The 13,640-nt window shown below is 69.8% G+C and carries 14 protein-coding genes; 7 read left to right on the forward strand and 7 right to left on the reverse strand.

The features are described from left to right. Together AOK17_RS52290 and AOK17_RS18790 are read right to left on the reverse strand one after the other, a co-directional pair. Window positions 1-248 (reverse strand): SDR family NAD(P)-dependent oxidoreductase (locus AOK17_RS52290; protein WP_245697223.1); only part of this gene is annotated, 248 nt, incomplete at its 3' end. Between the two features lie 215 nt (window positions 249-463). Continuing rightward, window positions 464-1,339 carry a helix-turn-helix transcriptional regulator gene (locus tag AOK17_RS18790; protein ID WP_055613654.1) on the reverse strand — a complete coding sequence of 292 codons (876 nt, stop codon included), beginning with the start codon at window positions 1,337-1,339 and terminating at the stop codon, window positions 464-466. Between the two features lie 176 nt (window positions 1,340-1,515). On the opposite strand from AOK17_RS18790, the gene AOK17_RS18795 reads away from it, so the two are divergent. Next, the gene (locus AOK17_RS18795; protein WP_079053120.1) at window positions 1,516-2,436 is read left to right on the forward strand and encodes a helix-turn-helix transcriptional regulator; all 921 of its coding nucleotides are present in this window, start codon (window positions 1,516-1,518) and stop codon (window positions 2,434-2,436) included. 10 nt (window positions 2,437-2,446) lie between these two features. After that, window positions 2,447-2,659 carry a hypothetical protein gene (locus tag AOK17_RS51665; protein ID WP_055613655.1) on the forward strand — a complete coding sequence of 71 codons (213 nt, stop codon included), beginning with the start codon at window positions 2,447-2,449 and terminating at the stop codon, window positions 2,657-2,659. Here AOK17_RS51665 and AOK17_RS18805 read toward each other — a convergent pair. Further along, window positions 2,652-3,563: an oxygenase MpaB family protein gene (locus AOK17_RS18805; RefSeq protein ID WP_055613656.1), complete on the reverse strand. Its 912-nt coding sequence runs from the start codon at window positions 3,561-3,563 to the stop codon at window positions 2,652-2,654. The genes AOK17_RS51665 and AOK17_RS18805 overlap by 8 nt on opposite strands. Window positions 3,564-3,841: 278 nt before the next feature. Between AOK17_RS18805 and AOK17_RS18810 the strand changes: the two genes are divergently transcribed. From AOK17_RS18810 to AOK17_RS18820, 3 genes are all read left to right on the forward strand, one after another. Next, complete coding sequence (locus AOK17_RS18810; RefSeq protein ID WP_055613657.1) at window positions 3,842-4,099, forward strand: hypothetical protein; 258 nt, start codon at window positions 3,842-3,844, stop codon at window positions 4,097-4,099. Window positions 4,100-4,347: 248 nt separating this feature from the next. After that, the gene (locus tag AOK17_RS18815; RefSeq protein ID WP_055613658.1) at window positions 4,348-5,277 is read left to right on the forward strand and encodes a LysR family transcriptional regulator; all 930 of its coding nucleotides are present in this window, start codon (window positions 4,348-4,350) and stop codon (window positions 5,275-5,277) included. A 130-nt stretch (window positions 5,278-5,407) separates the two neighbouring features. Then, window positions 5,408-6,568 (forward strand): NAD-dependent formate dehydrogenase, encoded by a 1,161-nt coding sequence (locus tag AOK17_RS18820; RefSeq protein WP_055613659.1) that lies wholly within the window; start codon window positions 5,408-5,410, stop codon window positions 6,566-6,568. A gap of 126 nt (window positions 6,569-6,694) precedes the next feature. Here the strand turns inward: AOK17_RS18820 and AOK17_RS18825 are convergent, their stop codons facing one another. The 4 genes from AOK17_RS18825 to AOK17_RS18840 all read right to left on the reverse strand — a co-directional run bounded on the left by AOK17_RS18825 (window position 6,695) and on the right by AOK17_RS18840 (window position 11,466). Next, entirely contained in the window at window positions 6,695-7,087 is a 393-nt protein-coding gene (locus AOK17_RS18825) for a TOBE domain-containing protein (RefSeq protein WP_055613660.1), read from the reverse strand. Window positions 7,088-7,105: 18 nt separating this feature from the next. Continuing rightward, on the reverse strand, window positions 7,106-9,502 hold the full coding sequence (locus AOK17_RS18830; protein WP_055613661.1) for an ATP-binding cassette domain-containing protein: 2,397 nt from the start codon (window positions 9,500-9,502) through the stop codon (window positions 7,106-7,108). Between the two features lie 187 nt (window positions 9,503-9,689). Then, window positions 9,690-10,205 carry a pyridoxamine 5'-phosphate oxidase family protein gene (locus AOK17_RS18835; protein ID WP_055613699.1) on the reverse strand — a complete coding sequence of 172 codons (516 nt, stop codon included), beginning with the start codon at window positions 10,203-10,205 and terminating at the stop codon, window positions 9,690-9,692. 208 nt (window positions 10,206-10,413) lie between these two features. Then, entirely contained in the window at window positions 10,414-11,466 is a 1,053-nt protein-coding gene (locus AOK17_RS18840; protein ID WP_055613662.1) for a LacI family DNA-binding transcriptional regulator, read from the reverse strand. 246 nt (window positions 11,467-11,712) lie between these two features. On the opposite strand from AOK17_RS18840, the gene AOK17_RS18845 reads away from it, so the two are divergent. Both AOK17_RS18845 and AOK17_RS18850 read left to right on the forward strand, forming a co-directional pair. Next, window positions 11,713-12,495 (forward strand): TIM barrel protein, encoded by a 783-nt coding sequence (locus tag AOK17_RS18845; protein ID WP_055613663.1) that lies wholly within the window; start codon window positions 11,713-11,715, stop codon window positions 12,493-12,495. 100 nt (window positions 12,496-12,595) lie between these two features. Continuing rightward, window positions 12,596-13,633, forward strand: coding sequence for a Gfo/Idh/MocA family oxidoreductase (locus AOK17_RS18850; RefSeq protein ID WP_055613664.1), 1,038 nt, complete (start codon window positions 12,596-12,598; stop codon window positions 13,631-13,633). The last annotated feature ends 7 nt before the right edge of the window (window positions 13,634-13,640 follow it).

Below are 13,640 nucleotides of genomic sequence, written 5' to 3' on the forward strand. Positions count from 1 at the left end.
CCGGCGTTGTTCACCAGGACGTCGATGCCGCCGAACCGCTCCACCGCGGCGTCGACCGCCTGCGGGATGCTGTCGTTGTCCGTGACGTCCAGGGCGACCGCGAATACACGGTCGGAATCCTTCAGATCGGCGGGCACACGCTCCGGGTTCCGTACGGCGACCACGACATTGTTACCGCCCGCCAGGGCGGCCCGAGCGATTTCAGCACCGATTCCGCGGGAAGCGCCGGTGACAAACCACGTAGCCATGGGAGAAACCTCTTTCGTCGTTTCCCCTTTTCGGGGATTTCCTGTTGACGTATTCGAGTCTGCCCGTGGGTCATGGCGCGATGAAGGCCGTGCTTTTCCTGGGAGTCCCATACCTAGGAAGACGAGGCGAACGTCCGCGCGAAGCACCGAAGGCCACGCAACGTGCTGCGTGGCCTTCGGTACTTGGCGATGTCGTCGAGAGCCATGCACCCGGCTCAGGTGCCGTGTGCGGGATCCTGCTGGTGAGGTACTTCGGGCGCGCTGATGGAACCCAGCAGGGACAGGCGGTCCGCGGAGGGAGAACCCGGCTCCGCCTGCAGGATGACCAGCTGCTGTCCCGGCGCGCTGCGGATGCTGAGGGCCTCATGCCTCAATTCCAGCTCTCCCACGCCGGAGTGGTACATCTGCTTGACCTCGTACGGCGGGACCCGCGTGTACTCGCGTGCCCACAGGGAGCGGAACTCGCCGCTGCGCACGGACAGTTCACCGACGAGCTCCAGGATGCGGGGATCCTCGGGGGTGCTCGCGGCGGTCTGCTGAAGGTCGGCGACCGCACGGTTCTTGGCCCGTTCCGCGTTCCGGTAGAAGGTCTTCGCCGCGGGGTCCAGGAAGAGCATGCGCAGTACGTTGTCGTGCTGCGCGAAGTCGCCGTAGAGGGCGTCGGCCAGCGCGTTGGTGGCCAGCAGGTCCTGGGCGTGGCCGATGATGAAGGCCGGTGTCCCGGTCCAGCCTTCGATGAGTTGCCGCATGTGCGGGCGGACACGCTCGACGCGGAACGGGGACTTCGTGCGCCGGGTCGTCGGCCGGCCCAGCCGGAAGAGTTCCTTCTTGTCCTCTTCCCCGAGGTGCAATACGCGGGCCATGGCTTCCAGAACCCGCGGCGAGGGGCTGAGTTCACGGCCCTGCTCCAGCCGGCTGTAGTAGCTCAGGCTGACTCCCGCGAGCGCCGCGACCTCGTCGCGCCGCAGTCCGGGCACCCTTCGCCGGCCGGCGCCGGGCAGCCCCGCGTCCGCGGGGGTGAGACGTTCCCGGTGGGAGCGGAGAAACCGACCCAGCCCTTCAACCAGGTCGGGGCGCGTGTCGTTGTCCATGCTTTCGAGGCTAGGCGGAGAACGCCCGGAAATGGTGTGCGGACGGTGGGTGCGTTACACCCAGGATTGCGGGTGCGCTCCACTCTGTGGCTACTCTGCGTGTACGTTCCTGTCGCCCGGCGTCATATTGCGCACTCGGGACTTCTGACCGGCCGGAAACCATCTAGGCTTGCCGCATGAGCAATGGAACACCTTTGGGTGATTTCCTCAGAGCCCGTCGAGAGGCACTCAAGCCGCACGATGTCGGTCTTCCCGAATACGGGCGGCGTCGGGTGCCGGGACTGCGCAGAGAGGAAGTCGCGCTCCTTGCGGGAGTCAGCTCCGACTACTACATCAGGCTGGAACAGGGCCGTGAAAGCAGCCCTTCGGCGCAGGTGGTCGAGGCCGTGGCACTCGCCCTGAAACTGGACGCGGAAGCCGCCGACCACCTCAACCGCCTCTGCCTCACCGCCTCGCAGCGCCCGCGCCACTGGGGCGAGGCGGAGGTCAGCCGGCAACTGTTGCAACTGATGGACGGGTGGGAGCACACCCTGGCCTTCGTGGTCGGCCCGGCCCTCGACATCATGGCGGGCAACTCCCTCGCCACGGCTCTCCACAGCGGGTTCGACCGGTTCGACAACCTCGCCCGCATGGTGTTCGTCGACCCGGCGGGGCGCGAGTTCTACCAGGAATGGGAGCGAGCCGCGCACTCCTGTGTCGCCGAGATCAGGGCCGCCTACGGCCACGATCCCGAATCGGCCCGTATCGCCGAGGTCGTCGCGGAACTGTCGGCCCAGAGCGAGGAGTTCGCCGCGCTCTGGAAGATGCACGAGGTCAAGAGCAAGTCCCAGGAGGGCAAGCACCTCAAGCATCCTGAGGTCGGAGACCTGAACATCAAGTTCGCCGCCTTCACGGTCAATGGGGCCCCGCATCAGCAACTGGTCGTCTACCAGGCCGAACCGGCCAGCCCGACGGCGACCGCCTTCGAGACGCTGAGGGCCATGGCGGTCGAGCCGAAGCAGGCACGGGCCGCCGAGCCGCAACAGGCTCAGGCAGCCGCCCCGAAACACGCCCCCGCAGCCGCCCCCGTGGCCGACCTCGCCGGCAAGGAGCAGTAGCAGCGGGACCTTGAGCCCCACCCTCTGGACCAGGTTCACCGACTCATCGAACCCGGTCCCGACGGCGGACATGGCCGCCACCGTGGTACCCGTCAGGGCGTGGACCGACCCCTCACAGCCCCAACCTTGGCTGTTCCACCACCGCGGAGACGGAACCTTCACCCTGGACGGGCCGACCATCGATCTGAAGGACCGCATGACCAAGTGGCAGTACCTCATGTAGCGCGGGCGGTCCGGTACGGCTCAAGTTCCTTGAGCTGTGCGTTGGTTCGCCGGTTCCGGCGGAGGCGTATCGGAAGCGGTGTGCGGGAGTCCGGCAACAGGCGCTGGGCGCGGAACGCGGATTTCAGGAAGACGCGGACGAGACGCTCGCGGCGGGGGCTGATCCAGCCGACGCGATGGAGCCGGCAGACCCGCTCGCCCGCGAGGTAGCGGGTCAGGTCGCTGCCGAACGACCGTAAGGGGGCGGGGAACCAGCGTTCGGCGAAGAAGTCCATCATTGCGGTCGCCACGCGATGGCCGGACTCCGTCGGCTCGTACGGCCTGGACTCGAACTCGGCGGCGAACGCGGTCATCGCGTCCCAGTTCTCGGGAAACGCCTCGTCGGACAGTGGGCCGGACTCGCGTTCCAGGAGGTGGAAGAGGGCCTGCGCCCATCGGTGCCAGGCGGTCTTCATGGGTTCGCTCGTGCCGGACAGACCCAGCGAGGTCTGGAGGCGGTCGCCGAACGTGGCCAGCAGCACCAGCGGATAGACGAAGTCGTCGGGGTCGTCGAAGTTGCCGGGTAAGTGCGGGGTTCTTCGGGCGACGGCCCGGTGGATGCGGTTCAGCCGTGCGGCGGCCTCGCGGCCCGCCGTACTGGACAGGCCGTCCACCATCCAGGCCATCAGGAAGTCGTTGCCGTCCTGGAAACGCCGGTGGGGTCTCTTCTCCAGCTTCGAGGTGTGGGCCAGCGTGGCGGACCCGAACCCCGGCTGCATCATGCGCATGGTGCCCGGATAGACCATCATCGCCAGGGCGAACTCCGGGACGCGGTGGCCGACATAGAGCGAGACCATCCGCTCCCAGTCGGTCTCCGGGTCCATCCGGGACAACTCGCGGTCCACCCACTTGTATCCGCGGCGCAACGTCGGTTCCCCCTGTCTCCGACCATGCGCTGTGGCGTCCTTGCCGCACGTCCGTCGGCATGGCCCGCAGGACGGCGCATGATCCCCGTGGGGGAGAGGACGCTCCTGCAACTCCCCTCGATACCGCGGTCCGTTGTGACTTGCGCCATACCGCCGACGCCCCGCGAAGCAACCCTTCCAGGTACGCGGTCGTCTTACCCGGCGTCGTGTTCGGAGGATCAGGGTCAGGTTCAGCCTCTGTCCACGTGTACCGGCAACCGACTGAAAGGGCGCAGCCCATGGAGCTCGATCCCAACCTCTGCCTGGACGTTCCGGAGGGGTTCGACGACTCGGATGCCGAGAGCCAGGTGCATCCCATGGCCAGGAAACTGTTCCCCGCCACAACCGCCGCGGAAGCCTTCGGGAAAGCCCAGGAGTGGGTGGGGGAGAACCAGGTCTTCCTGATCGATGTCTCATGGGACTTCGCGTACGACGAGGACGAGCCCTACACCCTGAGCATCTACTTCACCTTCGAGCTGGAACCCGAAGACGCCTGACACTGACGGCAGTCGGCTCAGGAGTGAGCCAGTCCCTCGCAACTGCCCGTACAGCCGCCGGTCCCGCCTTCGACCCCGCCCGCCGGTCATGCTCGCGCGACACACGACACCAGCCGGTACGTGACACCGGCCGGCATGTGACAGCAGCCGACGCAGGGTCGGCTTCCCCGGAGGCTCGCCGCTCGGCCCATGCTGTACGTCGGCACACCGGCACCCGGTCCCGGGGCCCCCTCGCGCGGAGGTCACGCATGCAACTGCGTCAGCTGGAATACCTGGTCGCCCTCGCCCGCGAGCGCCACTTCGCCCGCGCGGCGGCTGCCTGCTACGTCTCCCAGCCCTCGCTGTCCGCCGCGATCCGCCGCCTCGAACACGAACTGCACGTCCCGATCGTGCGGCGGGGGAGACGGTACGAGGGCCTCACCCCGGAGGGCGAGGTGGTCCTGGCCTGGGCGCACCGCATGCTCGCCGAACGCGACGCACTCCGCCAGGAGTTGTCCGCCCTCGGCGACGGCCTCACGGGCACGCTCCGGCTCGGGGTGGTCCCCACGGCGCTGCCCGCCGCCTCCCTGCTGACCACCCCCTTCTGCGACCGTCACCCGCGCGCCCGCGTCAGCATCGAGTCCCTGTCCTCGGTCGACATCACCCACGGACTCGCCGAGTTCGAGCTGGACGCGGCGATGACGTACCTCGACGACGACTCGCTGCGCCGACTGCCGCTGTACGAGGAGCGGTACGTCCTGCTCACCCCCACCGACGGCCCGCTCGGCACCGCCTCCACGGCCCGCTGGGCCCAGGCCGCCGCCCTCCCGCTGTGTCTGCTCGGCCCGCGCATGCGCAACCGCCGCATCATCGACGAGTGCTTCGCGGCCGACGGCGCGAAGGCCGCCCCCGCGATCGAGTCCGACAGCGTGGCAGGGCTGTACGCGCACCTCCCCGGAGGCCGCTGGTCCAGCGTGATCTCGCACGCGTGGCTGCACATGTTCGGCGTACCGGAGGGGATGCGGGTGGTACCGCTGGAGGGGCCCGCCCATGGACCGAGGGTGGGACTGGTGACCGGCCCGGACGACCCTCCCTCCGTACTGGCCGCGGCGCTGGTGGCGGTGGCACGGGAGGCGGGCGTACGCGAGGCGCTGGACGAACGGCTGCGGACGTACCTGGAAACCGCGGATCCGGGCTGATAGCCGTCGGCTATACGGGCATAGCCAAGTTCGCTTTGACCAGCGCATTCGACCCGGAGGATCGTGAATTCCACCTTCCCGCACGGGAGTTGAGTCGAACTCCCGGACCCCGGAGTCGAGGAGCTGCGACATGGCCAAGGTGCTCTGCGTCCTGTACGACGACCCCACCGACGGATACCCGACCTCGTACGCCCGTGACGACCTCCCCGCGATCGACCACTACCCCGGCGGGCAGACCACCCCGACCCCGTCCGAGGTCGACTTCACGCCGGGCCACCTCCTCGGCAGCGTCTCCGGCGAACTCGGCCTGCGCCGCTTCCTGGAGGCCGCCGGGCACACCCTGGTCGTCACCTCCGACAAGGACGGCGACGGCTCGGTCTTCGACCGTGAACTGCCCGACGCGGACGTGGTGATCTCCCAGCCGTTCTGGCCGGCGTACCTGACCCCGGAACGCGTCGCCGCCGCGAAGAACCTCAAGCTGGCGGTCACCGCCGGCATCGGCTCCGACCACGTCGACCTCGACGCGGCCATCGCCCACGGGGTGACGGTCGCGGAGGTGACGTACTGCAACAGCATCAGCGTCGCCGAACACGTGGTGATGATGACGCTGTCCCTCGTCCGCAACTATCTGCCGTCCCACCAGGTGGTGCTCGACGGTGGCTGGAACATCGCCGACTGCGTGGCCCGTTCGTACGACCTGGAGGGCATGCACGTCGGCACGGTGGCCGCCGGGCGCATCGGGCTCGCGGTGCTGCGCCGCCTCGCGCCCTTCGATGTGAAGCTGCACTACACCGACCGTCACCGTCTGCCCGAGGACATCGAGCGGGAGCTGGGCCTGACCTTCCACGAGACGGCCGCCGACATGGTGCCGCACTGCGACGTCGTCACGATCAACGCGCCGCTGCACCCCGAGACGGAAGGGCTGTTCGGCGACAAGCTTCTTGGCCAGATGAAGCGCGGCGCGTATCTCATCAACACCGCGCGGGCGAAGATCACCGACCAGGACGCGGTCGACCGGGCGCTGCGCAGCGGCCAGTTGGCGGGCTACGCGGGCGACGTCTGGTACCCGCAGCCGGCCCCGCCCGACCACCCCTGGCGGACCATGCCGCACCACGGCATGACCCCGCACATCTCCGGCTCGTCCCTCTCCGCCCAGGCCCGCTACGCGGCGGAAACCCGGGAGATCCTGGAGGCCTTCTTCGCCGGCCGCCCGATCCGCGACGAGTACCTGATCGTCGACGGCGGCGCACTGGCGGGAACGGGCGCGCACTCGTACTCGGTCACCAAGTGACCGCGCGCCGGTACTCGGTCACCAAGTGACCGGTCTCCAGGGCGGGATGTGACCGGCCTCCGGGCCGAGTTGTGATCGGCGGAGGCCACCCCCGCTCCCCTCAGGAGCAAAAGTCCCTCGCTCCCTTCAGGCGCGGTCGATGTGCACGTTCGTCGACTTCACCCGGGCGGTGGCCTCCACCCCGACCTCAAGACCCAGCTCCTCCACGGCCTCCCGGGTCAGCAGCGACACCAGCCGGTGCGGACCGGCCTGGATCTCCACCTGGGCCGCGACGTCGCCGAGCTTCACGGCGGTGACGATGCCAGGAAAGGCGTTGCGGACGGAGGTGTACGAGACGTCCTCCTCGCTGCCGCTCTTCGCCAGCTCGACGGAGAAGGCGGCCAGGTCCCGCCCGTCGACGAGGCGCCGCCCGCCCTCGTCCCGGTGCGTGGCCACCCGGCCCGCGTCCGCCCACCGCCGGGCGGTGTCCGGACTGACTCCGAGCAGCCGCGCTGCCTGGCCGATCGTGTAGGACTGCATACGCGTCAAGATAGGCGATCAAGCGCCGACGTACGCCGCCAGGTGTTCGCCGGTGAGGGTGGACCGGGCGGCGACGAGGTCGGCGGGGGTCCCCTCGAACACGATCTTGCCGCCGTCGTGGCCTGCGCCGGGACCGAGGTCGATGATCCAGTCCGCGTGCGCCATGACCGCCTGGTGGTGCTCGATGACGATGACCGACTTTCCGGATTCGACGAGCCGGTCGAGCAGGCCCAGCAGCTGCTCGACGTCGGCGAGGTGGAGGCCGGTGGTCGGTTCGTCCAGGACGTAGACACCGCCCTTGTCGCCCATGTGAGTCGCCAACTTGAGCCGCTGCCGCTCGCCGCCGGACAGCGTGGTGAGCGGCTGGCCGATGGTGAGATAGCCGAGCCCGACGTCGGCGAGCCGCTGCAGGATCCGGTGCGCGGCCGGCGTGGCCGCCTCGCCGCTGCCGAAGAACTCCTCGGCTTCGGTGACCGGCATGGCGAGCACTTCGCTGATGTCGCGCCCGCCGAGGCGGTACTCGAGGACCGACGCGTCGAACCGCTTCCCGCCGCAGTCCTCGCAGGTGGTGGCGGTGCCGGCCATGATCCCCAGGTCGCTGTAGATGACGCCGGCGCCGTTGCAGCTCGGGCAGGCGCCCTCGGAGTTGGCACTGAACAGCGCGGGCTTCACGTCGTTGGCCTTGGCGAACGCCTTGCGGATCGGGTCGAGCAGTCCGGTGTACGTCGCCGGATTGCTGCGCCGCGAGCCGCGGATCGGGCTCTGGTCGACGGACACCACACCTTCCTCGGTGGGGATCGACCCGTGCACGAGCGAGCTCTTGCCGGAGCCCGCGACGCCGGTGATGACGCTGAGCACCCCGAGCGGGATGTCGACGTCGACGCCTTGCAGGTTGTTCGCCGTCGCGCCGCGGATCTCCAGCGCACCGGTGGACTTGCGGACCTCTTCCTTGAGGGAGGCCCGGTCGTCGAGGTGCCGGCCGGTGATGGTGTCGCCGGCCTTCAGCCCTTCGACGGTGCCTTCGAAGCAGACCGTGCCGCCCGCCGTGCCGGCGCCGGGGCCGAGGTCGACGACATGGTCGGCGATCGCGATCACCTCCGGCTTGTGCTCGACGACGAGCACGGTGTTGCCCTTGTCCCGCAGCTGCAGCAGCAGGTTGTTCATCCGCTGGATGTCGTGCGGGTGCAGGCCCGCGGTGGGCTCGTCGAAGACGTACGTGACATCGGTGAGCGAGGAGCCGAGGTGGCGGATCATCTTCACGCGCTGCGCCTCACCGCCGGACAGCGTGCCCGACGCCCGGTCGAGCGAGAGATAGCCGAGACCGATCTGCACGAACGAGTCGAGGGTCTGCTGGAGCGCGGTGAGCAGCGGCGCCACCGACGGCTCCTTGACGCCCCGTACCCACTCGGCCAGGTCCCTGATCTCCATCGCGCAGGCGTCGGCGATGCTCTTCCGGTTGATCTTCGACGACCGGGCCCCCTCGGTCAGCCGCGTGCCGTCGCACTCGGGACAGGTGGCGAAGGTGACCGCCCGCTCCACGAACGCCCGGATGTGGGGCTGCATCGCTTCCTTGTCCTTGGACAGGAACGACTTCTGGATCTTGGGGATCAGGCCCTCGTAGGTGAGGTTGACGCCGTTGACCTTCACCTTGGTCGGCTCGCCGTAGAGGAAGGCCTGCATCTCCTTCTTGGTGAAGCTGCGGATCGGCTTGTCCGGGTCGACGAAGCCGGACTGGGCGTAGACCTGCACGGTCCACTGGCTGTCCGACTTCCAGCCGGGGATGGTGAACGCGCCCTCGGCGAGCGACTTGGAGTCGTCGTAGAGCTGGGTGAGGTCGATGTCGGAGACCTTGCCCCGGCCCTCGCAGCGCGTGCACATGCCGCCGGTGCGGTTGAAGGTCGCCTTCACGGTCTTGGTCTTCTCGGCACCGCGCTCGACGGTGATCCCGCCGCTCGCCCGGACCGAGGCCGTGTTGAAGGAGTACGCGCTGGGCGGCCCGATGTGCGGCTTGCCCAGCCGGCTGAAGAGGATGCGCAGCATCGCGTTGGCGTCGGTGGCGGTGCCGACCGTGGAGCGGGGGTCGCCGCCCATCCGCTGCTGGTCGACGGTGATCGCGGTCGTCAGCCCGTCGAGTACGTCCACCTCCGGCCGCGCCATCGTCGGCATGAAGCCCTGCAGGAAGGCGCTGTACGTCTCGTTGATCAGCCGTTTCGACTCCGCGGCGATCGTGTCGAACACCAGGGAGCTCTTGCCCGAGCCGGAGACACCGGTGAACACCGTCAGCCGCCGCTTGGGGATCTCGATGCTGACGTCCTTGAGATTGTTCTCGCGCGCGCCGTGCACGCGGATCATGTCGTGGCTGTCGGCATCGTGCGTCGCAGGCGACTGCGCGTCCGTCCTCGTGGTCCTGCTCATGGTGTCTCCCTCCGTGGGACGGGCCCGCTCCCGCGGTTCTCCGTCGGCGTCGCCTGGCTCGATCGGTCCGACCGGCTTCGAGCAGCATGTCTGGTTCTACGTTGTCCGCGCCGGTCGCGGCAACGGGACGCCGTCATTCCTGATCGGCGGTGTCGGCCGAGGTGCCCCGGCCCTCGCCCGGCCGAGGTCAGACCGACCAGCGGCCGTCGCGCATCAGCTCACGGTCGTCCAGTTCGTTCACTTCGCGCCAGGCCTGGATGCGGCGCGGAGAGACACGGAACCAGCGGTACGGCGTGGCCAGTGTCCGCGGATCGAATTCGGTGTGCGCGGCGAACCGGTCACCCCGCTCCTTCGGCAGCTCGTCGATCTCCAGGACCTCGACCTCGCCATCGATCATGACCACGTCCCGGGTCGGGCCAAGACCCAGCCGTACGGTCCGGGTGGCGGCCAGGTTCCTGCCGGTGGGGCTCTTCGTGGGCGTGGCCACCAGCAGCGTCTCGCCGTCCCACTCGAAGGACAGCGGTACGAGGTAGGGCGTACCGTCCGCCGAAGCACTCGCCACCCACAGATCGACGTCGTGGGTGAGCCGGTGCTCGGTGTCGCGACGACGCCGGTCGCGGGAGCGGGGGGCGGCGGTCGTCCCGGTCGGCTCCGTCTCGGTGTCCGGCACGGTCGTGACTCCCTGTGCGGCAGAGCCGGTCATGGTCTCTCCTGAGGCGTCCGAGGACGCGTCCGTGTTGTTGCGCGGGGGGAAGCCCGGTTGGGTGGTGAAGCACATGCCCGTCACGCTAGCCGCGGCTCGCGGGCGACGCTTCTCGATTCCTGACCGATGCGTTCACGCACTTCACCGGGCACGACCGGCTCGGTTGCTTCACCTGGTACCTGGTACCTGGTGCGACCGACACGGCCTCTCAGTCACGTACGACCGGCTTGATGCCCTCCGGTGGTGCCGCCGTGGTGCCGCGGGTCACGAGGTGCGGGGCGATGACGGTCTCCGTGCCGGACCGCTTCTCGCCCTCCAGCCGCGCGACGGCCCGGCCGACGGCGAGTTCGGCGAGGCGGGAGGCGTCCTGGCCGACGGTGGTGAGGTCGATGTGGGCGAGGCGGGCGAGGTGGCTGTTGTCGAAGCCGACCACGGAGATCTCGTCGGGAACGGGCACCCGGGCGCGGAGGAACGCGTCGAGTACGCCCGTGGCGCAGCGGTCGTTGAAGGCGAGCACGGCGGTGGGCCGTGGCCGGGCGTCGAGGAGAGCGCGGGCGGCCGTGGCACCGTCCTCCTCGGTCAGGCCGCCGGGCAGGACGCGCGCACGGCCGGCGAGACCGTGGCGGTTCATGGCGGTGCGGTAGCCACGGCGCCGGTCGGCGGCGCCGGGTGCCTTTCCGCCGTCGACATGTGCGATGTCGCGATGCCCGAGGGCCACCAGATGGTCGACGGCCTGGCGCGCACCCTCGTCGTCCGCGGTGCGTACGACGTCCACACCGGCGGCGGGCGGGCGCAGCCGCCGCACCACGGAGACCACCGGCAGCTGCGCCGACAGCTCGGCCAGCCGTGCGGCGGGGGCCTGCGGACCGAGCAGGATCAGGGCCTCGCAGCGGTCGCCGAGCAGTGTCTCCACCGCCTGCCGCTCACTGCGGCTGGGCGCGACGGCGCTGAGGGCGACCTGATAGCCGGCGGATTCGGCCGCCGCGTAGATGCCCTCCACGAGGTCGGTGTGGAAGGGATGCTGGAGACCGAACTGCACCCCGAGCAGACGCGAGCGGTTGCTGCGCAGCAACCGGGCCCGGGAGTCCGGCCGGTAGCCGATCTCCCGTGCCGCCTCCAGCACCCGCTCGCGGGTGGCCGCGCTGGCGCCCTTGGCCTCGCGCATCACGATGGAGACCAGCGCCGTGGACACACCGGCCAGGGCCGCCACGTCGGCGAGGGTCGGCCGCTTTCCGTCCGGGACCGCGGGGGTCGCTGGCACCGCCGGCCTCCCTGGTCGAGGTGTGTGACTCGGTCGAGGGGCGTGCCCCGCCGAGGTGTCTGCTTCCGCCGACGATCGTAGACCAAGGGCGAACGCACTGGTCGGAGAGAACTGCAACGTTCTAGATCCGAGTCGTCCCGGAGCTTGACACGGCGCCTCGGTGGCTGGCGTACTGCTACTCCCGGCCGATTCTAGAACGTTCTAGTCAGTCGTGTCCCCGTGGCGAACGAGAGAGGGCGAACAGCGATGTTCACGTTGGCGGTCTGTGCCGAGATGGTCTTCCGGGACCTGCCGATGCCCGAGCGGGCACGGCGCGTTCACGACGCCGGATTCCAGGTCGAGATCTGGGACTGGACCCGGCACGATCTCGACGCCCTGGCCCGGACCCCGGCCGAGTTCTCCTCGATGACCGGCTACATCCGCGGCAGCCTCACCGACGAGGACGGGGCCGCCGAACTCCTGCGTACCGCCGAGGAGTCGGTCCGGGCGGCCGAGCGGCTGGTCTGCCCCCGGCTGAACCTCCACGGCACCGGCCTGGACGGTGAAGGGCTGCCCGTGGTGCCGGTGACCGGCGAGCCCACCGGGGAGATGTGGATCGCCGCCCACCGCACGCTCACCCGTCTCGCCGAGCTGGGCGAGAGCGCCGGGATCACCTTCACCCTGGAGAACCTCAACACCGCCGTGGACCACCCCGGGGTGCCGTTCGCCAAGGCCGCCGACACCCTGGCACTGGTCGCGGCCGTGGACCGCCCCGGGCTGCGGATGAACCTCGACCTCTACCACGCGCAGATAGGCGAGGGGAACCTCGTCGAACTGGTCCGCCGGGCCCACGGCCTGGGCCTGATCGGCGAGATCCAGGTCGCCGACGTCCCCGGCCGCTGCGAGCCGGGGACGGGGGAGATCAACTACCCGGCCGTCGCGAGCGCCCTGGTGGACCTCGGCTACGAGGGCACCGTCGCCATGGAGGCATGGGCCTCCACCGACAGCGACCTCGCCATGGAGCGGTTCCGCTCGGCCTTCACTCCCTGACGGCGCCGCCTCCACGCGGCACCGCAATTCCACGGCGCCGCATTCCACACGTACCCCTTCCCGCCGGCGACGCCCGCCCGCAGACGTACGGAGAACCCGGATGACCACACCCCAGCCCCTCGCCGTCGGCCTCATCGGTGCCGGACGGATGGGCTCCTTCCACGCCGAGACGCTCGCCCGCCGCCTCCCCGGTGTACGCCTCGCCGCGGTCGCCGACCCGGCGCCGGGCGCCGCGAACCAGCTGGCGGACCGGCTCGCGGACCACGTCGGCTCTCCCACGGCGTACACGGAGATCGGCGAGCTCCTCGCCGACCCGGGGGTCGAGGCGGTGGTGATCTCCACTCCGGCCCGCACCCACGCCGACCTGGTCGTGGCCGCGGCCCGGGCGGGCAAGGCGGTCTACTGCGAGAAGCCCATGGCCGTCACGCTCGCGGAGGCCGACCGGGCCATCGCCGCGGCCCGTGACGCGGGCGTGCCGCTCCAGGTCGGCTTCAACCGCCGCTACGACCCCGGCTTCCGCGCCGCCCACGACAAGATCACCGCCGGCGACATCGGTACGCCCCAACTTCTGCGCTCGCTCACCCGGGACCCCAAGCTGAACGACCCGTCCCGCATCCCGCCGTGGACGATCTTCCTTGAGACCCTCATCCACGACTTCGACACCCTGCGCTTCCTCAACCCGGGCGCCGAACCGGTCGAGGTCTTCGCCTGGGCCGACGCCCTCGTCCGCCCCGACTTCAAGGACAGCGGCCTGCTCGACACCGCCGTGGTCACGATCCGCTTCGACAACGGCGCCCTCGCCACCGCCGAGGCCAACTTCCAGGCCGTGTACGGCTATGACGTGCGCGGCGAGGTGTTCGGCTCCGCAGGAATGCTCACCATGGGCGACATCCGCCGCACCCATCTCACCTCGTACGGCCCGGACGGCGCCGCGGCCGACTGCGTCACCTACGACCAGGACCTGTTCCACGACGCGTACGTAGCCGAACTGGCCGACTTCACCGACAGTGTCCGTACCGGGCGCACCCCCTCGGCCACCGGTGAGGACGCCCGGGCCGCACTGTCGATCGCGCTCGCGGCCGTCCGGTCGGTCACCACCGGCGTGCCCGTCGGCATCGCGGAACTCAAGGGCGAGTAGGGCCGGG

This window comes from Streptomyces phaeochromogenes (assembly GCF_001418655.1).
GTDB classification, from domain to species: Bacteria; Actinomycetota; Actinomycetes; order Streptomycetales; family Streptomycetaceae; genus Streptomyces; species Streptomyces phaeochromogenes.

Bases quoted from the DNA above. Each gene is read 5' to 3' on its own strand.
- AOK17_RS18790 (WP_055613654.1), bottom strand. From the start codon at position 1,339: ATGGACAACGACACGCGCCCCGACCTGGTTGAAGGGCTGGGTCGGTTT.
- AOK17_RS18795 (WP_079053120.1), top strand. From the start codon at position 1,516: ATGAGCAATGGAACACCTTTGGGTGATTTCCTCAGAGCCCGTCGAGAG.
- AOK17_RS18810 (WP_055613657.1), top strand. From the start codon at position 3,842: ATGGAGCTCGATCCCAACCTCTGCCTGGACGTTCCGGAGGGGTTCGAC.
- AOK17_RS18815 (WP_055613658.1), top strand. From the start codon at position 4,348: ATGCAACTGCGTCAGCTGGAATACCTGGTCGCCCTCGCCCGCGAGCGC.
- AOK17_RS18820 (WP_055613659.1), top strand. From the start codon at position 5,408: ATGGCCAAGGTGCTCTGCGTCCTGTACGACGACCCCACCGACGGATAC.
- AOK17_RS18825 (WP_055613660.1), bottom strand. From the start codon at position 7,087: ATGCAGTCCTACACGATCGGCCAGGCAGCGCGGCTGCTCGGAGTCAGT.
- AOK17_RS18830 (WP_055613661.1), bottom strand. From the start codon at position 9,502: ATGAGCAGGACCACGAGGACGGACGCGCAGTCGCCTGCGACGCACGAT.
- AOK17_RS18835 (WP_055613699.1), bottom strand. From the start codon at position 10,205: ATGACCGGCTCTGCCGCACAGGGAGTCACGACCGTGCCGGACACCGAG.
- AOK17_RS18845 (WP_055613663.1), top strand. From the start codon at position 11,713: ATGTTCACGTTGGCGGTCTGTGCCGAGATGGTCTTCCGGGACCTGCCG.
- AOK17_RS18850 (WP_055613664.1), top strand. From the start codon at position 12,596: ATGACCACACCCCAGCCCCTCGCCGTCGGCCTCATCGGTGCCGGACGG.